18 protein-coding genes are annotated in these 20,929 nt (G+C 55.5%); 9 read left to right on the top strand and 9 right to left on the bottom strand.

Annotated features, from left to right (window positions below; all coding sequences use genetic code 11):
• Positions 1 to 42: 42 nt before the first annotated feature.
• Positions 43 to 1,179 carry an LPS export ABC transporter periplasmic protein LptC gene (gene lptC, locus HNI00_RS12570; RefSeq protein WP_316786642.1) on the top strand — a complete coding sequence of 379 codons (1,137 nt, stop codon included), beginning with the start codon at positions 43 to 45 and terminating at the stop codon, positions 1,177 to 1,179.
• Between the two features lie 99 nt (positions 1,180 to 1,278).
• On the opposite strand, the gene HNI00_RS12575 is transcribed toward lptC, so the two are convergent.
• Positions 1,279 to 2,604 carry a D-alanyl-D-alanine carboxypeptidase gene (locus HNI00_RS12575; RefSeq protein ID WP_316786644.1) on the bottom strand — a complete coding sequence of 442 codons (1,326 nt, stop codon included), beginning with the start codon at positions 2,602 to 2,604 and terminating at the stop codon, positions 1,279 to 1,281.
• 448 nt (positions 2,605 to 3,052) lie between these two features.
• Between HNI00_RS12575 and HNI00_RS12580 the strand changes: the two genes are divergently transcribed.
• Positions 3,053 to 3,445, top strand: coding sequence for a hypothetical protein (locus HNI00_RS12580; protein ID WP_316786646.1), 393 nt, complete (start codon positions 3,053 to 3,055; stop codon positions 3,443 to 3,445).
• A gap of 921 nt (positions 3,446 to 4,366) precedes the next feature.
• On the opposite strand, the gene HNI00_RS12585 is transcribed toward HNI00_RS12580, so the two are convergent.
• The 3 genes from HNI00_RS12585 to glmM form a co-directional block, all read right to left on the bottom strand.
• Positions 4,367 to 4,921 (bottom strand): hypothetical protein, encoded by a 555-nt coding sequence (locus tag HNI00_RS12585; RefSeq protein ID WP_172358176.1) that lies wholly within the window; start codon positions 4,919 to 4,921, stop codon positions 4,367 to 4,369.
• Positions 4,922 to 5,276: 355 nt separating this feature from the next.
• Positions 5,277 to 6,509 (bottom strand): DUF445 domain-containing protein, encoded by a 1,233-nt coding sequence (locus HNI00_RS12590; protein ID WP_277775327.1) that lies wholly within the window; start codon positions 6,507 to 6,509, stop codon positions 5,277 to 5,279.
• A gap of 253 nt (positions 6,510 to 6,762) precedes the next feature.
• Positions 6,763 to 8,217: a phosphoglucosamine mutase gene (glmM, locus tag HNI00_RS12595; RefSeq protein WP_316786650.1), complete on the bottom strand. Its 1,455-nt coding sequence runs from the start codon at positions 8,215 to 8,217 to the stop codon at positions 6,763 to 6,765.
• A 650-nt stretch (positions 8,218 to 8,867) separates the two neighbouring features.
• Here glmM and cbiT point away from each other — a divergent pair.
• The 7 genes from cbiT (at position 8,868) to HNI00_RS12630 (ending at position 14,782) form a co-directional block, all read left to right on the top strand.
• Entirely contained in the window at positions 8,868 to 9,470 is a 603-nt protein-coding gene (gene cbiT, locus HNI00_RS12600; protein ID WP_297078719.1) for a precorrin-6Y C5,15-methyltransferase subunit CbiT, read from the top strand.
• A gap of 303 nt (positions 9,471 to 9,773) precedes the next feature.
• The gene (locus HNI00_RS12605) at positions 9,774 to 10,643 is read left to right on the top strand and encodes a phosphatidate cytidylyltransferase (RefSeq protein WP_316786655.1); all 870 of its coding nucleotides are present in this window, start codon (positions 9,774 to 9,776) and stop codon (positions 10,641 to 10,643) included.
• Between the two features lie 192 nt (positions 10,644 to 10,835).
• Positions 10,836 to 11,258, top strand: a complete 423-nt coding sequence (locus tag HNI00_RS12610; protein ID WP_297078364.1) for a helix-turn-helix domain-containing protein — start codon at positions 10,836 to 10,838, stop codon at positions 11,256 to 11,258.
• Positions 11,259 to 11,293: 35 nt separating this feature from the next.
• Complete coding sequence (locus HNI00_RS12615) at positions 11,294 to 11,971, top strand: IS630 family transposase (RefSeq protein WP_316793427.1); 678 nt, start codon at positions 11,294 to 11,296, stop codon at positions 11,969 to 11,971.
• A 72-nt stretch (positions 11,972 to 12,043) separates the two neighbouring features.
• A complete protein-coding gene (locus HNI00_RS12620) occupies positions 12,044 to 12,994 on the top strand; it encodes a putative 2-dehydropantoate 2-reductase (protein ID WP_316786661.1) in 951 nt (316 codons plus the stop codon).
• Between the two features lie 199 nt (positions 12,995 to 13,193).
• Entirely contained in the window at positions 13,194 to 13,952 is a 759-nt protein-coding gene (locus HNI00_RS12625) for a 2-phosphosulfolactate phosphatase family protein (RefSeq protein ID WP_316786663.1), read from the top strand.
• A 182-nt stretch (positions 13,953 to 14,134) separates the two neighbouring features.
• The gene (locus HNI00_RS12630; RefSeq protein ID WP_316786665.1) at positions 14,135 to 14,782 is read left to right on the top strand and encodes a class I SAM-dependent methyltransferase; all 648 of its coding nucleotides are present in this window, start codon (positions 14,135 to 14,137) and stop codon (positions 14,780 to 14,782) included.
• Positions 14,783 to 15,125: 343 nt separating this feature from the next.
• On the opposite strand, the gene HNI00_RS12635 is transcribed toward HNI00_RS12630, so the two are convergent.
• The 5 genes from HNI00_RS12635 to HNI00_RS12655 form a co-directional block, all read right to left on the bottom strand.
• Positions 15,126 to 15,959, bottom strand: a complete 834-nt coding sequence (locus tag HNI00_RS12635) for an ABC transporter permease (RefSeq protein WP_316786668.1) — start codon at positions 15,957 to 15,959, stop codon at positions 15,126 to 15,128.
• Between the two features lie 20 nt (positions 15,960 to 15,979).
• Complete coding sequence (argH, locus tag HNI00_RS12640) at positions 15,980 to 17,377, bottom strand: argininosuccinate lyase (protein WP_205371133.1); 1,398 nt, start codon at positions 17,375 to 17,377, stop codon at positions 15,980 to 15,982.
• A 211-nt stretch (positions 17,378 to 17,588) separates the two neighbouring features.
• A complete protein-coding gene (locus HNI00_RS12645; protein ID WP_216655295.1) occupies positions 17,589 to 17,858 on the bottom strand; it encodes a hypothetical protein in 270 nt (89 codons plus the stop codon).
• 379 nt (positions 17,859 to 18,237) lie between these two features.
• Entirely contained in the window at positions 18,238 to 18,831 is a 594-nt protein-coding gene (locus HNI00_RS12650; RefSeq protein ID WP_316786673.1) for a pentapeptide repeat-containing protein, read from the bottom strand.
• Positions 18,832 to 19,029: 198 nt separating this feature from the next.
• Positions 19,030 to 20,454 carry a PP2C family protein-serine/threonine phosphatase gene (locus tag HNI00_RS12655; protein ID WP_316786675.1) on the bottom strand — a complete coding sequence of 475 codons (1,425 nt, stop codon included), beginning with the start codon at positions 20,452 to 20,454 and terminating at the stop codon, positions 19,030 to 19,032.
• Between the last annotated feature and the right edge of the window lie 475 nt (positions 20,455 to 20,929).

The following is a 20,929-nucleotide window of genomic DNA, read 5'->3' on the forward strand; positions in this document are numbered from 1 at the left end:
CGCCCCTGATGCTTCGAGTTGGGTAAAGATTGGGTGACTTTGATGCCTCGTTTTATCTCTATCTGGGCTTTGCTGACCGCAGGGTTGATGGTCGGGTTGACGGCTTGCCAGCCAAGAAACCGTGCCTCGGAGCGGCTGGCGCGGGATAGTGCTGCGGTTCAGCAAATTGATACCAACCTGACCTTCAACAACATTACGCTGGATCAGGCAGACGAACAGGGCAAAACGGTCTGGCGCATTACGGCTAAGCAGGCAACCTATAGCGAAGATAAGCAAATCGCCAGATTGACCCTGCCCGAAGGCGAACTCTATCAAGATGGAAAAGCGGCCTATCAGGTAAAGGCGCAGTCGGGTGAAATTCTGCAAAATGGCGAGAAGATTTTTCTGCGGGGCGACATTGAGGCAATTGACCTAGAGAACAAGGCGGTGCTGAAGGCGCAGGAACTGGAGTGGATTCCGAATCGCAGCCTGTTGATTCTTCGTAAAGACCTGACGGGAACCCATCCGCAGATTCAGATCGCCGCAGACCAGGCGCAAATTTTCAACAAAGAACGCCGCATGGAACTGAGCGGGCAGGTCACTGCGACGACGACTGATCCCGTGCTGCAACTGAAGGCGGAGCGGCTCGTGTGGCTGATGCAGCGAGAACAGGTGGTGAGCGATCGCCCGCTGCAAGTGACCCGGTTCTTGAACCAGCAGGTGAGCGATGTGGCCCAGGGAAACCAGGGCAATCTGAACCTGCAAACCAACGTGCTGACCCTAACCAACAGCGCCCGCATCGTCACCAGCGACCCGCCGCTGCAAATTAGCAGCAATTCTCTGGTGTGGAATGTGCCACAGGAAGTGCTGAGTACCGACCAGCCTGTGACGGTGATTCAGCGGCAGGAGCAAGTGACCCTGGCCGCAAATGCCGGACGGTTTAACCTGGGCCCGCAAACGGCAACGCTCACGGGGAACGTCCGCGCCGTGGGGCAGCGCAACCAGGCGCAACTCAATGCCAACCGACTGGACTGGAATATCCGCAGCCGCGAAGTCGTTGCCGAGGGGGATGTGGACTATCGCCAGACCGATCCACCCGTCACCATGCGGGGCCCCCGTGCTGTCGGCAAGCTAGAGCGGCAGACCGTGACTGTTAGTGGCGGGCGCGTAGTGACAGAGATTATTCCTGAAGGGCTTTGAGGCGGGGGGAAGGCGGGAAGAAAGAAGGAAGAACGAAGAACGAAGAACGAAGAGCGAACAGCGAAACTTCTTCTCTCTTTCTATCCTCTAATACGCGGCCTATAGTGGGACGTTTCGTGCTGGGTCGCCAAGCTGCTGTTGATAGATGGGCAGGCGATCGCTCGGCTGAATTTCTGCGGGAACGGGGGTCGCTTCTCCCCACTGGCTGACGAGGGCTTGCAAGAGGCGGTCTTGCTCGGCGCGGACGCTGCCCAGGTCAGCCGTGCCAATGTCGATAATGGCGAACCACACTACGCCGCGATCGCGCGTCGGCAGGGCCCCCGCCAGCGAACTGACCCGATCGAGTGTGCCCGTTTTCACTGGTGTGCCGGCCGTAATGCGGCGATCGCCCAGGGTTCCCCGTTCGCGCCCGACGACGGGAAACAGGTCAGACACGCTGAGTCCCTCTGCCTGGAGCGATCGCTGGGTTGCCGTCAGCATTGCCACCACAGCGCGGGGAGAAATCTGGTTTTCTTCGCCCAGCCCGGAGCCGTTGATCAGCCGGACTTCTTCAGTGGGTATGTTTGCCGCCGCCGCTGCCGTTCGAGCCACCGCCGAGCCACCGCCAAGCTGTTGCGCCACTGAGTCGGCAATGAAGTTGTTGCTGAAAATATTCATTGCCTTCAATACTTGCACCAGGCTGAGGGAGCGGCGTTGCAGCACGGGCGTAAAGGCAGGTGGCTGGGCCAGGCTAACCACCTCACCAGCGATCGCCACGCGGGGCTGGGGCGTACCGGGCGGAAGCTGGGTGTATTGGGTCTGCGCTTCGCCTGTCCACAGGTCAGCGTTGATCCCCTGTCGCAGGAGCGCCCCGGCCGTTTGGGGATCGCCTTTGAAGTTCATGGCAAAGTTGCCCGCGATCACCAGATTGCCCTCCACCCGCCGGATGCCCCGCTGTTCTAAGGCATTTCCCAGGGCGATCGCCTCTTCCCAGACAAACAGCGGATCGCCGCCGCCCTGAATCACCAGATCGCCGCGCACCACGCCATTTTCGATGGGCCCCGTCACGCCCACAGTGGTATTGAACGTATGCGACGTACCCCAGGTTTTAAGCGCTGCCAGCGTGGTCGGAATTTTAGTCAGCGAGGCCGCTGGAATCGGCTCCAGACCTTTGTGTTCACTCAAAATTTGGCTGCCCGACTGCACCCATATCCCCTGAGCGCTGGCGGGCATTCCCATCGCCTCCAAGGCCAGCAGGTGTTGACGAAGGGCGGCGATCGCCGTCGGATCTTGCACAAGCCGCGGCTGCACCAGCGCCTCCAGCCAACTGCCATCTTTCCAGCCCGCCCAATCTACCACTTGCATCGGCTCAGCAGTTTCCTGCTCCGCTGCCAACAGCCCCATAGGAAACAGTCCAACACTCAAACAGCCCAGCAGTGCCGACATCCATCTAGCGCCATATCGAGCCTTCTGTCGGCCAGATTGCAGCCTACCCGAACAGTGGTTTTGAGGATTTTGCAGACGCTCTCGCAGAATGCTGACCCGCACAGCCTACTCCCGTAAATCGCATTCGTGAACTATGGTTGAATGCCACTTCTGGCGGCACTCTTTAGTATCTTAAGCAATCCGAATCGAGTGCAATCATCAAAACTTGGGCAAGGCTAATTGGGTAAGACTGATGCGCTTGGGACAAGCTTTTTAAGCTTGGAATGATTTCTCGTAGCGAGTTCTGTCGGCAACTCATTTGGCGATTTCAGGCAGGTGTTGTAACGTGAGTGAAGCCGGGCCTGCGCCAAATCAATGATTAGCACTCGGACTGACATTTAGGAACTGATACTTGGGAACTGATACTTGGGAACTGATACTTGGGAACTGATACTTGGGAACTGAACTCATGAACCCCGACGAAATTTTGCAAGGGATACAAAAAGGCTTTCGCGTCACCCTGGGAGCCGCCAGCACGCTGGCCGAAACGATTCAAGACAGCCAGCGGCGCGAAGAAACCCTGGCGCGGCTGCGGACTGACCCCAGTGGGCTGGCCGACGATCTGGCTGCCAAAGGCGAAGTGACAGAGCAAGAGGCCCGTGCCTTTTTGAACAACCTGATGGCGCAGCGTCCAGCAGGGGCTTCCTGGAGTAGCCCATCTGGCTCTTCCAGCGGATCAACCGCCTCAACTGGCGGTGTGCCCGTTGCCCCGCCTGATATTCAGGCAGACTTGAAAGACCTGACAGAGCAAATTTCTGCGATGCGGGCGGAGCTAGAGCGGCTTCGTCAGCAAGGCAGTTAGCCCGCGTCTCCACAGAATAATCGCAAAGTAGTCCTGAGGACTGTCCTAAAGACTTTTCTGAGGACAGGTCATTGCTAAGGCTTGCTGGGAAACTTCGTAGAAAAGTTTGCGGCATAGCGTCTAGAAATACCGCTATGTTCTCAGGACTGTCCTGCAAACAATCTTGCCATTGAGCTTCCCAGGAAAATTTTTAGAAAAGCGCTCCGAAACGATTTCAGGAAAGTCCTGTTGTTTTAAGGACTTTCCTGAGAACTAGCTTGAGAACTGGATTGTGGGAAATCTTTCAGCAGGCGTTTACTAATTTTCTGTATAGTCCTGAGGACAGTTCTCAGGACTTTTCTGAGGACAGAGTTGCGGCAAAGCCTATGAGGAAAATCCTGAGGAAAGTCTTTAGGAAAGTTTTCATGAAAGTCCTAAAAGTCCTCAGGACTGTCCTCAGGACATGCTATAGTTTTAACTGACAGCAGGATTTACGCAGTTGGGCGGTCTCTTGCAGGCGCAGCCCGCGAGAAATCCTCCAAAACGCAGAAACTTATCGCAAGTGCGTAAGTTCTGTGACAGAAAAGGCTAAAGGGTTCAGGAAGACTAGCCCCCACTGGTGGGTCGAGCTTCCGCTGGCGGACAAATGCCAGAGCAACTGATAGCCCATCACCTTGGTCAAACCTCAGCCCAAAGCTGTGCCAAAAGCTAAGGTGATGCCAGTGCGAACACCAACATCACCTAAGAAAAAGAAAGAACGAACAATCGAAAAAGTCGAGTGTATCGAATATGCGAAGTCTAGCCAGCCTGACCGCTGGCTTTTTTATTTTACAGGCTTCTACGTATGACGCAAAGGGGCCTGATGACTTTCATATTAGCTGTCACACGGCATATTAGCTGTTATGTAGCTGTCTAATTTCTGTCCAATGTCGCTAGCCGTCCTCAACTCCGCTCTTTCGAGACTTTCCAGGCGGTTTCTCCACCTGCTCGATATCCCGACTTGGTAAACGTAAATCCGGCTTCTGAAAAGCGATCGCCATAGTACTGCATTTCCGAAATTGACAAATCCAGCAGATCGGCGATTTCGGAGGTTCGCATCAGCCAGCCGTTTCGCGCTGCGTCTTCCAGCTTTTGGTAATAGGCGAGGGGGTCTTGGGGAGGTTGGAGGCGGTTGGCAAACTGAGCGGCGATCGCCGACACTAAATTAATCACATCAGGCTGTATATTGGACAGTCCTGAGGAATCTCCAGAAGACGAGTTTTGTGCAGGCTGAATGCCTCGGCTTTCCAGAAATTCGGGCATCGTGCCGCCAGATTTGATGAACTGGTGCAAGTCGTCGAGCAGGCGCAACTGTTCTGCATTGACAAAGGACTTGTTGCCGACCTTTTGAGGGTCAATGCCCAGATCGTTCAGCCGTTTATAGACAGCGCTTTTGACCAGTCCATATCGCTGCATCAGTTGATTGACCGGGATTCGGTCGATTTCGCCGCCGTTCATCTGCGTTCCTCTGGACAGTCCTGAAGACTATCCTCTCAGTATCGCGTATGATTCCGTCCTGTGAAAAGTCCTAAAGAAAGTCTGCTATGGCAAAGGACAGAGGAACAGGGCCGGGAGCAAAAGGCGAAATAATCAGCGTAATTCAGGTAAGGCCAGGATTCCACAGGTCTAGAACCTGATCCTGAAGTCGTGCGTGAAGCGGGCCAAAGCTATGCCAAACTTTGTCCACTAACTTGTCCACTAGACAGTCCTGAGGAATGTAATTTAGTGGTGCATCTCTGTCCTCAGGACTATCCTGAAGACTGTTCTGAATTGGACAAATGGATTCCCGAAAAGCTTCCCGATTTGTTCCTGGCTAGCGCGTCAGCAGCACAAACACCGTCTGCATCAGCCCCACAACCACACCCAAAATGCCGCCCAGGTTCACGATGCCCTGGAGTTCACTTTTCACAATGCCCTGGATGGCGGCTTCCAGGTTTTGCGGTGAGGTCGCTTTGACGCGATCCATAATGACCTGCTCCAGGTTCAAGATGGGAATCGCCTGTTTTACGATCGCCTCTAGATCCCGCTCCAGATAGCGTTCCAAGACCAGGGCCAGTTCCTTGCTGACAGGCTCCAGCGAACTATTCACCGCTTCCGAGGCCCGCAGTCGGTTCACCAGCAATCCCGCCACCTTGTCCCAATCGACCGAATTGCTCAGCCCCATCAGCAACTCTTCGCCCTGGGTTTGCAAATAGTGGCGAAAGTTGTCGCGCAGCGTCCGGCGCAATTGTCGCACTGTAGACACGGGCAGGTTTTGCAGCGACAGATTTTGCAGCACTTCCCGCAGCCGATCCTGAATATTTAGCGTGCGGATCAGTTCCTTGATTACGGCGTTGCTGGCATCGGGTTCGTCTAGACAGTGGGTTCGCAGCCGCACCAGCGCATTTCGCACGCCAAACAGGTTTGCCACGACCCAGTAGGTGCCGCTGGTTTTTGACCGAAAGCTTTCGTCGATGACCTGAATGTTGCGATCGGTGAGGAAGTCGATCGCGCCCTGACGCAGCACGTCTGGAGGCAGCACTGCATCCAGCATCCATTTGGAAAGCTGCTCGGCCTGCGACTGAGAAAACTGAAACTCCAGCAATACTTGGTCAAATAGCTGATTGAGCTGGGCTTCTAGAAAATCTTCGCGCCGTGCTAGCACCTTGATGGTGCGGGGCAACGACTGTCCTACCAGATCGTGCAGAATGTTGGAGACAATTTTGACCGTGCGCTGCTCGTTGCCCTGCTGAATCTGCGTTAGGGTGAGCGAGAGGAGCCACTGAATTGCTGCCTGCACACGCTCCGGCTGCAAGAGCCGTCGGGCAATGTTTTGCAGTTCTTCTGGGGTCAGCAGCGATCCGAGAATGGCGTTAGAAATACGCTGGGCTAGTCGCTCTTGGTTTGCTGGAATTAGCCCCGGTGTGAAAGGCAGTCGCCGTCCGCCGAGGTAAATCGGCTTATAGGGGCGAAAGAGCATTTTGATGGCGATGTCATTGGTGAAATAGCCAATGATGCCGCCAAGAATGGGGGGTGCAACAAGAATGACGAGAGACTGGAGGTTCAACGGATGCGGCGTGGCAGGATGAGGAGGGGTCTGCCCATTTCGACCATACCGCTTTCTAGGGATCAGGTGCCAGGTTTTGAGAGGCAGCGGGCGAGGGCTGGGGTTCAAGCCTTTGAATTTATAGCCTATGTTGCTTAAGGCGTTACTGTGGAGCAGCGCTGCCGCCCCACAATAATATCTGTGCCCTAGAACATCTGTGCCCTAGAACATCTGTGCCCTAACTTCTTGTTGGAACTTGTCTCCTGATCCCAAACTAGCCCGCCAAGTGTGTTTCGACTACGGAGACGAGGTGCGTTGTCCAGTGGTCTACGAGATCGGCGTGGGCGGCTTCTACCATGACGCGAATGACAGGTTCGGTGCCCGATGCGCGGACGAGGATGCGGCCGCAATCGCCCATGTCGGATTCTGCCAGGGCGATCGCCCGTTGCAGCGGTTCGCAGGTGTGCCAGTTCAGGCGGCGATCGCGGTCTTCCACGCGCACGTTCCGCAGCAGTTGGGGATAGGTCTGGAAGCTCTGATCGCGCAGGTCGGCCAGAGACACCCCAGACCGCTTGACCAGGGCCGCCAAGTGCAGCGCCGTCAGCATTCCGTCGCCAGACACCGCGTAATGGGGACAGAGGATGTGGCCCGACTGTTCACCGCCCAGCTTTGCGCCCCGCTTCACCATTTCGGCGTGAACATACTGGTCGCCCACAGCGGTTCTCACCAGGGTTCCACCTTGCGCTTCCCAGGCCCGCTCAAAGCCGAGATTTGCCATCACGGTGGAAATCAGCGTGTCGTTGGGCAGTTGTCCTGCCTGACGCAGCGCGTTACCCCAGAGAAACAGGACGTAATCGCCATCAATGACGCGCCCCTGGCTGTCTACGGCCATCATCCGGTCGGCGTCGCCGTCGAAGGCAAACCCCATGTCGGCCTGATGCTCTAGAACCGCAGCCTTGAGAGAAGCCAGATGGGTGGAACCGCAGTTGACGTTGATGCGATCGCCATCGGGTGCGTCGTGCAGGCAAATTACCTCAGCGCCCATTTCGCGGAATACCCGTTCACCCAGGTTTGCCGCTGCGCCCCAGGCCAGATCCAGCACAATTTTTAGCCCTGCGAGGCTGACTTGGGGCTGGAAGGGCTGATGCAGCGACGCAACGTAGTCTTGCAGCAGTTCTGGGCGATCGCAGCACAGGCCCGTATTCGTCAGAGCGGGGGTGCTTTCCAGGGGCGATCGCAGCGCCGCTTCGATTTGGGCTTGCAATTCTGGAGCCAGCTTTGCCCCCTGGCTGCTAAAAAACTTGATGCCGTTGTCTTCTGGCGGGTTGTGGCTGGCGGAAATCATCACGCCGCCCGCTGCGCCCAGTTTGTTGGCCAGGTAGGCTACCGCCGGAGTCGGGCACAGGCCCAGGTTCCACACCTCCAGTCCTGCGGAGGCCAGCCCCGCCGACAGCGCCGCCGACAGCATATCGCTAGAGTTGCGCGAATCTTGTCCCAAAATCATCGGGCCCGCCTCGGACGTTTTCAGCACTTGTCCTGCTCGGTAGCCGACCTGAAACGCCAGTGGAGCCGTCAGCAAATCTCCCGCCCGTCCACGAATTCCGTCTGTGCCAAACAGCTTGCCCGCCGGTAGCGACAGCGGACTCCAAAACTCATCAACCGCCCGTCCGCTTGCCGGAACGCGATCCGCAAGGCGAGACAACCCCGACCATACAGGAGAAACGACCATAACCTAGCACTCCAGAAAAATCACTCCACACACATGAGGAGAATAGCACTTTGTTGGTTAAGAAGATTAAATACCTATTGACAGATGTTTCGATAGGTTGATGACTCTGAAGACAGATTTAGGACTTACGCAGTTAGACGATTTCTCAGGGGCGCAGCCCGCGAGAAATCGTCCAAAACCCAGAAAACATATCGCAAGTGCGTAAGTCCTGAGATTTTTCGAGCGGGGGCGTGTAGTACTTTGCGGGGGCGGGTTGGGGGTGTCCGGAGGGTTTTGGGAGAGGAGTCCCAAAGGGTTGAAGGAATTTTTTGTGCCCCCCGTCCTCTGTTTCTCCACGATTCTCTGCGCCCTGGCCCCTGTTATAGGTCAGACTTACGGGTTTCGATCAAGAACTTCTGGCGGGTTGCCCTTTTGGATCGGTCTGATGGCGGGTTGTTGCGGACTTTGGCAGCTAGGACTTACCTCGTTGGACGATTTTTCGCAGGCGCAGCCCGCGAAAAATCGTCTAAAACCCAGAAAGCTTATTGCCAGTGCGTAAGTCCTGGGCAGTTTCGGATTTGGGCAGGGCTGTTTAAGATAAGGCCAAAGGCGATCGCCCGTGGGCCAGGTTTCACCCACAGTTCCCGATTCAGCGCGAGGCTCTAGTCTGTATGGCTTCTCCACTCTGGCCCTATGTCACCTCTGGCATTCCCGACGACCGCTTTGAGCAGTTGCCCGGAATTCCCCTCACCAAGCGCGAAATTCGGGTGCTGCTGCTGTCGCAACTGCGGCTGCGGCCGGACGCGGTGCTGTGGGACATTGGCGCGGGTACGGGCACGATTCCGGTAGAAGTGGGGCTGCGGTGTCCTTTGGGAAAAGTCTATGCCATCGAGCGCGACGAGGAAGTGGCCAGCCTGATTCGCCGCAACTGCGATCGCTTCGGTGTCAAAACAGTGGAAGTGGTGGAGGGCAGCGCCCCAGAGTGCCTGAGCGAGCTAGCGGATGCGCCAGACTGCGTGTGTGTGGAGGGGGGGCGATCGGTGAAGGCGATTTTGCAGGCGGCGTGGAGCTATTTGCTGCCGGGGGGACGCATCGTGGCGATCGCCACTAACCTCGAAACGCTCTATGCCATCTCAGAATGTCTCGCCAGCCTCCAGGTTCGCAATGTGGAAGTGGTGCAGTCGGTGATCAATCGCCTGGAAAATCGCGGCATTCATCAGGTGTTTGCAGCGCTTGACCCCATGTTTATTGTCAGCGGCGAAAAAGGAGAATGACTGAATCTCTCCCCAGTTGCTTCTGCCGTTCTAGCAACTCACACTCTACCAAGTTTTCCTTCCTCCCCCTTCGTTCTTCGTTCTTCGCTCTTCGCTCTTCCTCTTCCTTCTGCCGTTTTAGCAACACGCGCTCCGCTGAGAGCGCCCTTACAATATGTAAACGAAACCCATAAATAAGACCGCAGAGGGGTGTGTTTATGAAGGATGCACGCCAAAGTGTGCCAGAGTAGTCTTTAACCTCTGCTTAAGTCCTTCTTTACGGTTTCTTTATTGCGGATTGATTGCCCCATCTCTTAATTTTCTATGGCATCGCCCCGAGTTCTCAGCGCTATCATCGCCATCATTCTTGCCTTGGGAATGGTGTGTTTGGGCGGGTGGTATTTCACCCTGGGTGTTGCGCTGATGGTGTATTTGGGGCAATTAGAGTATTTCCAGCTTTGCCGCGCCAAGGGCATGGCCCCGGCTGCCAAGACGACGCTAGCCGTCAGCCAGCTGATCCTGGTAACGGCCACGCTCTCCCCCACGCTGGCTGATGCGGTGGTGCCCGTCGCTGGAACCTGCATTTGCTTTTACCTGCTGTTTCAGCCCAAACTGGCGACGATCGCCGACATTTCTGCCTCCATTTTGGGGCTATTCTACGGCGGCTATCTGCCGAGCTATTGGGTGAGGCTGCGATCGCTCGGCCAGGCAGAAGTCAGCAACCTACCGCTAAATGGCTTTTGGCCCCTCTCCTGGGACGATTGGCAAGCCCTACCGCCAGGGCTGACGACGATGCTCATCGCCTTTGGCTGCATCTGGGCTGCGGATATTGGGGCCTATGTGTTTGGCAAGCTGTTTGGCAAAACGCGCCTGTCTGCGATTAGCCCCAAGAAAACGGTAGAAGGGGCAGTGTTGGGGGTGTTGGGCAGCGTCGCGGTCGGGACGATCGGATCTTGGCTGCTGCGGTGGCCGGGCTTTCCGCTGACGGGGATGGCGCTAGGACTCATCATCGGCATTGCTAGCCTGCTGGGTGACCTGACGGAATCGATGATGAAGCGCGACGCGGGCGTAAAGGATTCTGGGCAACTCATTCCGGGGCATGGTGGCATCCTCGATCGCGCCGATAGCTATGTATTCACCGCGCCACTGGTTTACTATTTCGTGACGCTCCTGCTGCCGCTGCTGCCCGCATAGGACAGAAATCCTATGTTTGTCTTTGTTAGGAGTTATGCAGTTGGACGATTTTTCGTGGGCGCAGCCCGCGAGAAATCGTCCAAAACCCAGACAACTTAATCGCAAGTGCGTAAGTACTTTGTAAATTAAGTTTTTTGGACTCAAGCGAGTGAGTAGTAGACTGTTCACAGTCCTATTGTTAGCTGAGTAGAGATGAAAAAGTGCCAAGTCGAACTGCGTCCAACCGACCGCGATTACCTAGAGAATTTGTTGCGTAAGGGTCAACTGGGAGCCCGGCAGTTTAAGCGGGCGACTGGTTTACTGGAACTTGACCGAGGCAAACCCGTAAGTGCCGTTGCGACGACCTTAAGTGTCTCAGAGACGACGGTGCGAGCATGGCGCGAGCGCTATGAACAGGAAGGATTGCAGATGCTGCATGACAAGCCCCGCTCGGGTCGCCCAATCGAGTTTGATGGTGAGCAACGAGCCAAGATTACGGCCTTAGCTTGTAGTGAAGCCCCGGTCGGTCATGACCGCTGGGACTTGCGTCTGCTGGCGGATAAGGCGGTTGAACTGAACTATTGCCAGAGCATTTCACATACGCAAGTCGCGAAGATTCTCAAAAAAACGAGTTGAAGCCTCACCTCAAGCAGACGTGGTGTCTGGGTCAATTGGATAGCCGCTTTATTGCTCAAATGGAACAGATCCTTTGGTTGTACGCCCAACCTTATGACCCTGCCTACCCGGTGGTCTGCTTCGATGAGCGTCCCTGTTTTCTCATCGGTGAGGTTGTTGCCCCGTTGCTGATGCGAGCGGGTCATGTCTACAAAGAACACTACAGCTATGAAAAAAATGGCTCTTGTGCCTTGTTAGCGTCAATTGAACCCTTAACGGGAAACCGTCTAGCTCAGGTGTACCCGCAACGCACCAAACCAGAATACACCTTGTTCTGCCAAGCGCTGGCGACTCAGTACCCCCAGGCCTGTAAAATTCGCCTGATACAAGACAATCTCAACACCCACAATGCCAGTTCCTTCTATGAAAATTTACCTGCGGCCGAGGCGTTCGCTTTAGCTCAACGGTTTGAGTTTTACTACACACCGAAATCCGCGAGTTGGCTCAACATGATTGAGATTGAGTTGTCGGCGTTGGCACGCGGTTGCTTGCATCAACGCATTCCTACGATAGAAGAATTAAAACGGCAAGTTTTAGCGTTGGTTGCAGAACGTCATGAGCAACATATCAAAATCGACTGGCAGTTTTCGATTGAAACTGCCAGGAGCAAACTTAGTCGTCACTACGACAACATTCGACCTGAACCAGTGGGAGTAAAACCGTCAGATACTTAATTTACAGAGTAGTAAGTCCTATTTGTGTAGACTTTACTTGCGGGCAAACTTGCGGGCAAAGAGGACAGCAGCATGGATACGGCTTCAGGATTGACCTACGCCGTCTTGGGTACGGGGGCGCTGGGCGGCTACTATGGCGCGTGTTTGCAAAAAGCAGGGCTGGAGGTTCACTACTTATTGCGGAGCGATTTTGACCTAGTGCAGCGGCAAGGGCTGGTGATCGAGTCGCCGGATGGGGATTTTGTGCTGCCGCAGGTGAATGCCTATCGGCGATCGCCCGATATGCCGCGCTGCGATGTTGTGATTGTGGCGCTGAAGACGACCCAAAATCACCTGCTGCCAGCCCTGCTGCCGCCCGTGGTGAAGGATGATGGCGTGGTGCTGGTGCTGCAAAACGGGCTGGGGGTAGAGGCTGAGGCAGCGGCGATCGCCGGCCCAGAGCGCGTTCTGGGTGGGCTGTGTTTCCTTTGCTCCAACAAAGTCGGGCCGGGGCACATTCGCCATCTGGACTATAAAAAAATTTCGATGGGTGAATACAGCGCGGCGGGGGAGGCAGTAGGCATTACCGACCGAATGCGGCGGATCGCGGCAGATTTTGAGCGGGCAGACATTCCCATTGAACTGGCTGAGGATCTGGTGCTGGCCCGCTGGAAAAAGCTGATGTGGAACATTCCCTTTAACGGGCTATCCGTTGTGCTGAATGCGACGACGCAGGACATGATGGCCAACCCTGATGCGCGATCGCTCGCCGAGGCACTGATGGAGGAAGTGATGAAAGGGGCAGCGGCCCAAGGACGGGCGATCGCCCCAGAATTTGTGCAGACCATGCTAGATCACACGGCAAAAATGAAGCCCTATCGCACCAGCATGAAGATTGACTACGACGAAAAGCGCCCGCTGGAAGTAGAAGCGATGTATGGCAATCCGCTGCGGGCAGCTCAGGCGGCGGGGGCCCACTTGCCTCAGATTCAAACGCTATATCAACAACTGCGGTTTCTAGACGCGCAGAATCGGGGCTTGTAGCGGAGCAATCGAGAATTCTCTGAAAGTGGTTTAATACTCTTTGGGAGGTTGCTGGCAGGGCGAAGGATGCGTAGTTTCCGCGCCATGCTCAGAGATTAGTTAATCTATCTGCAAGTTTTCTTGCATGGTTTTGCCTGAGATAGCCGACACAAGACAACGTAAGATGTTAGTCGGCAGTATTTCTTAACAAGGTCAACCTGTGAATCTGTTCGTTTTCCACACACCGGAACTGATTCCTTCCGGCAAAACGCCCGACTGTGCGATCGCCATCGACGTACTCCGGGCAACCAGCACCATGGCCACCGCACTCAACGCTGGAGCCGAAGCGGTTCAGGTGTTTAGCGACCTCAACGAGCTGATGCGGGTGAGCGAATCTTGGGCCCCTGAGAAGCGGATTCGGGCGGGAGAACGGGGCGGCGCAAAGGTAGAAGGGTTTGACTTTGGCAACTCGCCGCTGGACTGCACGCCAGAGGTGGTGACGGGGCGGCGACTGTTCATCAGCACCACGAATGGCACTCGTGCGCTAACCTCGATCCAGTCTGCCGAAACGGTGATCGCCGCTGCACTGGTCAACCGTCAGGCTGTTGTAGATTATCTGCTGGCTCGCCGCCCCGAAACCGTGTGGCTGGTCGGCTCTGGCTGGGAAGGGTCATTTTCGCTGGAGGATACGGTCTGTGCGGGGGCGATCGCCCATCGATTGCAGGTGGAACTCGGCGTTCCGCTAGAAGACCTCGCGGGCAACGACGAACTGATCAGCGCAGTGAGTCTCTACAGCCAGTGGCAAGATCGTCTGCTGGAACTTCTGCACCACGCCACCCACGGCAAACGCCTGCTGCGCCTGCACTGCCACGAAGATTTGAAATACTGCTCCCAAACAGATCTGCTGAATGTGCTACCCATCCAGCGGGAGCCAGGAGTATTGGTGAAGCATGAAAGTTTGATTGGAGTTGTGGGGTAGTTCACCGTTGGGGGTGAGGCAGGGGTGGACGCAGGGGTGATGCAGGGGTGAAGTGGGAGACGCAGCGGTGACGCAGTGACCGAGGGTTGGGCATAGCGTGCGAGTCAACTCCAGCAGCGCGTCGCCTGCTTAATATTTCGCAATATACTGGAAGGTGAGGTGTCTAAATATCAATACCCCCGATGATTCTGGAACCTGCCCAGCGGCGCAAGCTTGACGAAACAGACGATGCGCTGTTCTACGACTATCCGCGTTTCGTGACCCATGTAGATGACGGGTTTATTCAGCAGTTGACCGATCTGTACCGGGAACGGCTGAAGCCGGATACTCGCATCCTGGACATGATGAGTAGCTGGGTGTCTCATTTGCCAGAGGAGATGACCTTCGCCCATGTGGAGGGTCACGGCATGAACGCGGAGGAGTTGGCGCGAAATCCCCGGCTTAATCACTACTTTGTGCAGAATCTGAACCAGAATCAGCTTTTGCCGCTGCCCGATCAGTCCTTTGATGCGGTGCTAAATACGGTGTCGGTGCAGTATTTACAGCGACCGGAGGCTGTGTTTGCCGAAATCTATCGCATCCTGAAACCAGGTGGCCTTGCTATCGTCAGCTTTTCTAACCGGATGTTTTTCCAGAAGGCAATTCAGGCGTGGGTAGAAGCATCGGAACCGCAGCGGGTAGAACTGGTAAAACGCTACTTCGAGCAGATTCCTGGCTTTGGCAAGATTGAGACGATTGCTCGTCAGCCGTCAGTGCCCCCGTTTCTGCAACTGCTGGGTATGGGCGGGGGCGATCCGTTTTATGCGGTGATGGCTGAGCGAGTGAGTTAGAGGATTTTGGATTTTGGGCTGGCTGGCGTATGCGTAAAAACCGAACCCTGATGTGAAGTAATAACAGGACGGCTGAGCTACAGACCCTCCAGCATACGGTTAGTTGGTTACATACACGTTACATACACTTAGTTACATACACTTAGTTACAGTTACATACGCTTGCTTACATACGCTTGAGATACCGACACGGATAGCGCAGATCGAAGACGAAGATACATACATAGCAAATACGAGATCCGCAAGATCCCTGGCTAACCTTAGGCAAAGCTTGCAGATATGTTCCGCGCAGATATGTTCCGCTTTTAGAGGGTGTTTTACGGACTGTACCGGTCGTTGCAGGCTAGCTGGAGGCGCTGGTGTAAAACCGCAGGGCGAAGCGCCAGAACTGTTGGGCAAAGAGGAATAGGGCGATCGCCAGCCCAGCAGACGCGCCGATCCAGCCCCAGGCAGTGCGACCCAGCAAAGCCTCTGCCGGAATTGTGGTGAGAAACGCCACGGGCACGATGAAGGTAAAGAAAAATCGATAGGCGGCGGGATAGGCAGCCGTAGGAAAGCGCCCCGCCTCCAGCAGACCCCGCAGCACTTCCGTCACGTTATACACCTTGACGAACCAGATGCTAGTGGCTCCCAGAATGAACCACAGGCTGTAGAGGGTGACCAGCCCCAGGGCAAGGGCGATCGCCCCAATGCCGTACACCCCCACGGGCAGCCCCAGCCGCGATCCGGCATAGCCCAGCATCATCAACCCAAACATCAGATCAGGGATGCCCCAGGGCGACACGGTGCGTGTAGACAGCCAGAACTGGGCGCTGATGGGCTTTAGCAAGACAAAATCCAGTGTGCCCAACTGCACCTGTTTCACGATTTGGCTGAGGTTGGGCGAGAGGAAGGTGGCGGAAAAGCCCTGGAGCAACGTGAACATGGCCAGCACGACCAGCGCCTCTTCCCAACTCCACCCCTGAAAGCTGTAGCCTGTGCGGTAAAAGAGGAACAGTCCGAACAGGCTACCTGCCAAACTGCCCAGGCTGCTGAGGGTGGCCAGCACAAAGTTAATCCGATATTCCAACTCGGCGGCGATCGCCGTTTCCCAGAATAGCCCCAGCACGCGCAGATGACGGCGGATATAGGGCAGCAGTCCACGTCTTCTTGCAAGCCTGTCGGGAGGCTGTGTCATGGGCTTCTAAGGTTCGGTTTCTAAGGTTCGCTGAGGTGAGCGCGGGCCCGGTCGAGGGCCTGACGAACCTGGTCAAACCCCGTGCCGCCGTAGCTGTTGCGGGCGGAGACCACGCGGGCAGGGGCGATCGCCTCGTAGATGTCATTCTCAAAGGCGGGATGCAGCGACTGCCACTCTTCTAGCGTCAGGTCTTTTAGCAGTTTGCCTGCCGCCAGAGAGGTTTTCACAACTTTGCCCACCAGATTGTACGCCTCGCGGAAAGGCACGCCCTTGGCGGCGAGGTAGTCCGCCACGTCGGTCGCGTTGGAAAAGTCTTCGGCAACGGCGCTGTTTAGCCGCTCGGTGCGAAACTCCATGCCCTCTTGCAGCAGGATGGTCATAGCCTCCAGGCAGCCGCGCACTGTCTTTACCGCGTCGAACAGAGCTTCCTTGTCTTCCTGCAAGTCTTTGTTGTAGGCCAGCGGCAATCCTTTCATCAGCACCAACAGGGCTTGCAAGTGCCCAAACACGCGCCCGGTTTTGCCGCGCACCAGTTCTGGCACGTCGGGATTTTTCTTTTGGGGCATAATGCTGGACCCTGTGGAACAGCTATCTTTCAGCGTTACAAAGCTAAATTCCTCCGATGCCCAGAGGATCACCTCCTCCGACAGGCGCGATAGGTGAACCATGATTAGGCTGGCGGCGCAGAGGAACTCGATGGCAAAATCGCGATCGCTCACCCCATCCAGGCTGTTGGAATATACGCCGCCAAAGCCCAGTAGCTCGGCGGAATAGTGGCGATCGATCGGAAAGGTTGTGCCTGCCAGCGCCCCAGACCCCAGCGGCAGCAGGTCAACCCGACGATATACATCGCCCAGCCGCTCCCAGTCGCGCTGTGCCATGTCGAAATAGGCCAGCAGGTGGTGCGCCAAACTCAGCGGCTGCGCCCGTTGCAGGTGTGTATAGCCAGGAATCAGCGTTTCCACATGCTGTTCTGCCAGAGCAAATAGCACCGACTGAAACTGGCGCAACTGCTGGCGGATTTGCCCAATTTGGTCGCGCAGATAAAGCCGCGTGTCGGTGCCTACCTGGTCATTGCGCGATCGCGCGGTGTGCAGCTTTTTGCCCACATCGCCGACGATTTCTGTCAGCCGCCGTTCCACAGCAAAATGCACGTCCTCCGCGTCGATGCCGGGGTTAAACTGTCCCGATCGATATTCCTGGCGAATTTGCTCTAGCCCGGCCACCAACTGTTCGCCCTCTTCGGGAGAGATAATGCCTGTGTGGGCCAGCATTTTGGCGTGGGCTTGCGAACCCGTCAGGTCATATTCGATTAGCTCGATGTCGAAGCCGATGCTGGCGTTAAAGCGGGCGATCGCCGGATGCAAAGCCGACTCAAATCGCTGGCTCCAGGTTTGCTGCGGAGAAGGATTGACCAAAATCTTGTCCTAAGAGTAAATGCTCAGATAAATGTTCAGCGATTGGTTTAGCAATTGCCCTTGCGGTGGGACTGCCCTTGCTATGGGGTTTAGCTATAGGGTTTAGCTATTGCTGCCAGTTTTGACGACTCCTGCCTGACATTGCTGCATTAAAAGAGACGATTTTAAGTAGTTCGCGCTACCCAAAACCGTATAACATCCGCTGATGAATCTAGCCATAGGTTGTAAAACCGCGCAGCAGATAGCCAATGACAATGCCAATCAGCAGTGCCCAAACCTGACCAGTTTTTACAAAGTTGTCTGCTGCCCGCCGCACCCCAGCAAATACGTCCGTATCAAACTGTTGTGCCAGCGTTGGATAATCAAGGTGCCAGTGCCACAGTAGCCCGTCGGGCGCCAGACTCCAGCTTGCAGGGTCGGCAAAACTAGGGGCACTAGAAACCCACGTCAAGGCGTGATGCGCCAAATCGATCCACATCATGGGGATTGAAGCCTCGTGAAATGATCCTGAAGCGACCGCTGATTTGCGGCAGCCATAAAATACTACGGAATATACCGTAATTTGCAAGTGTTTGATCCAGCTATGGTGCTGGCTTGCTAAGAAGGCTTGGCGCTCAATCCCCGCTTGGAATCTTCTCCTATGGCCGTAGTCCTAGGACTTACGCAGTTGGACGATTTCTCGCGGGCGCAGCCCGTGAGAAATTATCTAAAACCCAGAAAACTTATCGCAAGCCCTGAGTCCTTTCACGAGGACGCAGGTGTTGCTGTGAGGCGGCACTGCCACCCCACAACAAACATGGCTAGCGCTGTAAAACGTTCTGAGTTCCGAAAGGTTTCCGCCCCCCTCTGGGCGATCGCCCCTAGCGTTGTAGTCCGATCACGCCGTCCAAATCGGCTCCGGTAAAGTTTGCGCCCGTCACATTGGCATTCGTCAGGTTCGCATCTTCCAGATCTGCGCGGGTCAAGTTCGCATTTTGCAAATTCGCACCTGTTAAGTTGGCTTCTTCCAGATCCGCATTGGTCAAATTAGCCCCGCTCAGGTTGGCATTGCTCAGGTCGGCTTTTTCGAGGTCAGCCCCTGTCAGGTTGGCGTTGCTCAGGTCTACGCCGCGAAGATCTGCCCGTTCTAGATCGACCCCTTGCAGGTTGCAGCCGACACACTGGCGCGTAGAGAGCAACTGGCTAAGGGGGTCGCTACCCGTTGTTGCCTGAGCGATGGGCTGGTTGTCAACGGGCTGGCTTGCAGCGGGATTGGAACCATCCTGGGCAGCGGTTGGCGCTGGCTGGGCCGGATTCACGCCCTGGGGAGCGGTTTGGGAATCCGCAGGGGCTTGATTTGGGGCTGGGTCAACCTGGGTGGGCGGTGTTGGAGGGGTGAGGGCACAACCAACCATTCCTGCGGAAACAAGGGCGATCGCCCCGCCTGCCAGCCGTCCATAGTTTTTGAAAGCCATGAATATACCTAAACCAATTAGCTACATCCACACCTTATTCAACAGGCTGACAGCATTTCATCCTCTGAAGGTTGGCAATTTCAGCAGCCCGCCCAGACTTTTTTATAACTCTAGAAATAGTCCAAATTGCGTAGACGGGCACTCATTTAGGACTCAGGCATAGAAACCGGAACTGCGGCTCGCCTGGTTTTAGCCCCACTATTCGGGCTTGACCCGCATGACGATTAGCGTCATGTCGTCGTTGGCATCGCGCCCCGCCCCGACAAACTGCTGCACCTGCCCAAACAGATATTCCAAAATTTCCTGCGGGTTGCCGTAGGTTTGGCAAGCATACTCGACATCTTTCACTAGGTTTTCTTCGTCGTAGCGATCGCCGTTCGGGCTAGCCGCATCAGTAAATCCGTCAGTGAAATAGATGACTGTATCACCCGGAGCCAACTGCACCTGCGCGTCGAAATACTGCGTATCCACATCCAGCCCAATCAACATTCCCAGCGTGTCTAGCCGGGTGATTTTGCCTGTCGCGGCTTGCCACAGCAGCGGCGGGTTATGGGCAGCGTTGCTGTAGGACAAGACCTGGGTTTCGGTGTTGTATTCGGAATAAAACAGCGTCACAAAGCGGTTAGAGTTTTCTAAATCCGCGTACATGACGTGGTTCAAGTGCTGCAAAATCCGCGAGGGCTGGTGTCCGTTCAGCACCTCTGCCCGCAACATTCCCCGCAGCATGGTCATAATCAGCCCAGCCGGAACGCCCTTGCCCATCACGTCGCCAATCGTAATACTCCAGCGGTTGCAGTTGCTCAGCGTGCCCTTTTTGGCGCGTACCTGGTCATAGTTCACCGGGATGAAGTCGTAATAGTCGCCGCCGACGCGGTTGGCGTTTTTGCAGCGGGCTGCCAGTTCTAGTCCTTCGATTTGGGGACACTGGCGGGGCAAAAGCTGCCGCTGGATTTCTTCGCCAATTTCTAGTTCTCGATCCAGGCGCTCTTTTTTGCGGAGTTCGACAGTGAGTTCGTCTGTGGCGATCGCCACCGCAGTCTGATCCGCCACCAGCCTCACCAGCTTCTGCCGCGTCTCTGTCCACTCATAGTTCGGGTCATAGCTGAAGACATAGAGCCGCCCCCGCTCCTCGTTTTTAGACAAAATCGCTGTGCCAAACATCTGCACGTCTGCGCCCAAGTGGCGATTGACCTGATAGTCGAGGGCCGCCGTCAAATCGGCCGATGGAACCAGCGCTGTTCCCACAGTGGGAGACGAAGCCGTAAGCTGTAGCGTCGCCGTTTCCAAGGCCTTGCGAATGGTCTGGCAATTGTGTCCATCCTGGCAGTGAATTCGCTCAAGGCGTAATTGCCCGTTGGGGCGAAATAGGATCAATGCGCCCCCGTCGGCATCAGTCACTCGACTAGCAATCAGCGGAGTTAGCTCTAAAAATTGATTGAGATTGGTAAAGCTTCGCAGCGCAAATCCCAGAGAACTCAGCAAATCTTGGACTTTGTTATGTTCCCGGTTCAGCCGAGACACGAGCTCCTTCAGCGCAAACACAGGCGTAATGTCTGGCGCGGGCGTGCCGCCAGGCAAATCAGGCGATTGCGAAGGCTGTCGTGGAACAGGAACAGTGGTCATGCGAGGCTTAGTTTGCGGCTTGGCAGAAACCAGGTAGGACTAGGAGTTGGGACTGTGAAAATTGCCTTATACGAAGATTAGCTTGTAGAAATTGCCTGCAAGAGGCTTATCGGAAATTACAGTCGAAAGGCAATGAACTTGAGATTAGGTTTTATCGAGTGTACACAGAATTGGCAGCAGAACAACTTAGGAAAGATTTCTTAACCGGAGTATAGGACGATTTTGCGGCTATGGGCAGTTTCGCCGGACAGAGCCAAAACTGAATAGGCTGTATTGATTGGGAGCGTATTGATCGGGAGAAGGTCTGAGTGCGGATTTGGTTGGGCTTGTTTCTGATTCAGATCTGATACTTGATTTTGGCACCCGATCAAGCAAGGTGTGTGGCAAAGTGATGACGGCTATGCCGCTCCCTTGCGTAATAGGGATCGATTACAGGGTTACTACAGGACATGCTCTGGCAATCCCGTATCAAGAT

The organism is Thermoleptolyngbya oregonensis NK1-22, assembly GCF_032705245.1.
Classification (GTDB): Bacteria; Cyanobacteriota; Cyanobacteriia; order Elainellales; family Elainellaceae; genus Thermoleptolyngbya; species Thermoleptolyngbya sichuanensis.

Excerpts from the sequence above, each read along its gene's own strand:
- lptC (WP_316786642.1), top strand. The coding sequence starts at position 43 with ATGCCTCGTTTTATCTCTATCTGGGCTTTGCTGACCGCAGGGTTGATG.
- HNI00_RS12575 (WP_316786644.1), bottom strand. The coding sequence starts at position 2,604 with ATGTCGGCACTGCTGGGCTGTTTGAGTGTTGGACTGTTTCCTATGGGG.
- HNI00_RS12580 (WP_316786646.1), top strand. The coding sequence starts at position 3,053 with ATGAACCCCGACGAAATTTTGCAAGGGATACAAAAAGGCTTTCGCGTC.
- HNI00_RS12585 (WP_172358176.1), bottom strand. The coding sequence starts at position 4,921 with ATGAACGGCGGCGAAATCGACCGAATCCCGGTCAATCAACTGATGCAG.
- glmM (WP_316786650.1), bottom strand. The coding sequence starts at position 8,217 with ATGGTCGTTTCTCCTGTATGGTCGGGGTTGTCTCGCCTTGCGGATCGC.
- cbiT (WP_297078719.1), top strand. The coding sequence starts at position 8,868 with ATGGCTTCTCCACTCTGGCCCTATGTCACCTCTGGCATTCCCGACGAC.
- HNI00_RS12605 (WP_316786655.1), top strand. The coding sequence starts at position 9,774 with ATGGCATCGCCCCGAGTTCTCAGCGCTATCATCGCCATCATTCTTGCC.
- HNI00_RS12610 (WP_297078364.1), top strand. The coding sequence starts at position 10,836 with ATGAAAAAGTGCCAAGTCGAACTGCGTCCAACCGACCGCGATTACCTA.
- HNI00_RS12620 (WP_316786661.1), top strand. The coding sequence starts at position 12,044 with ATGGATACGGCTTCAGGATTGACCTACGCCGTCTTGGGTACGGGGGCG.
- HNI00_RS12630 (WP_316786665.1), top strand. The coding sequence starts at position 14,135 with ATGATTCTGGAACCTGCCCAGCGGCGCAAGCTTGACGAAACAGACGAT.
- HNI00_RS12635 (WP_316786668.1), bottom strand. The coding sequence starts at position 15,959 with ATGACACAGCCTCCCGACAGGCTTGCAAGAAGACGTGGACTGCTGCCC.
- HNI00_RS12645 (WP_216655295.1), bottom strand. The coding sequence starts at position 17,858 with ATGATGTGGATCGATTTGGCGCATCACGCCTTGACGTGGGTTTCTAGT.
- HNI00_RS12650 (WP_316786673.1), bottom strand. The coding sequence starts at position 18,831 with ATGGCTTTCAAAAACTATGGACGGCTGGCAGGCGGGGCGATCGCCCTT.
- HNI00_RS12655 (WP_316786675.1), bottom strand. The coding sequence starts at position 20,454 with ATGACCACTGTTCCTGTTCCACGACAGCCTTCGCAATCGCCTGATTTG.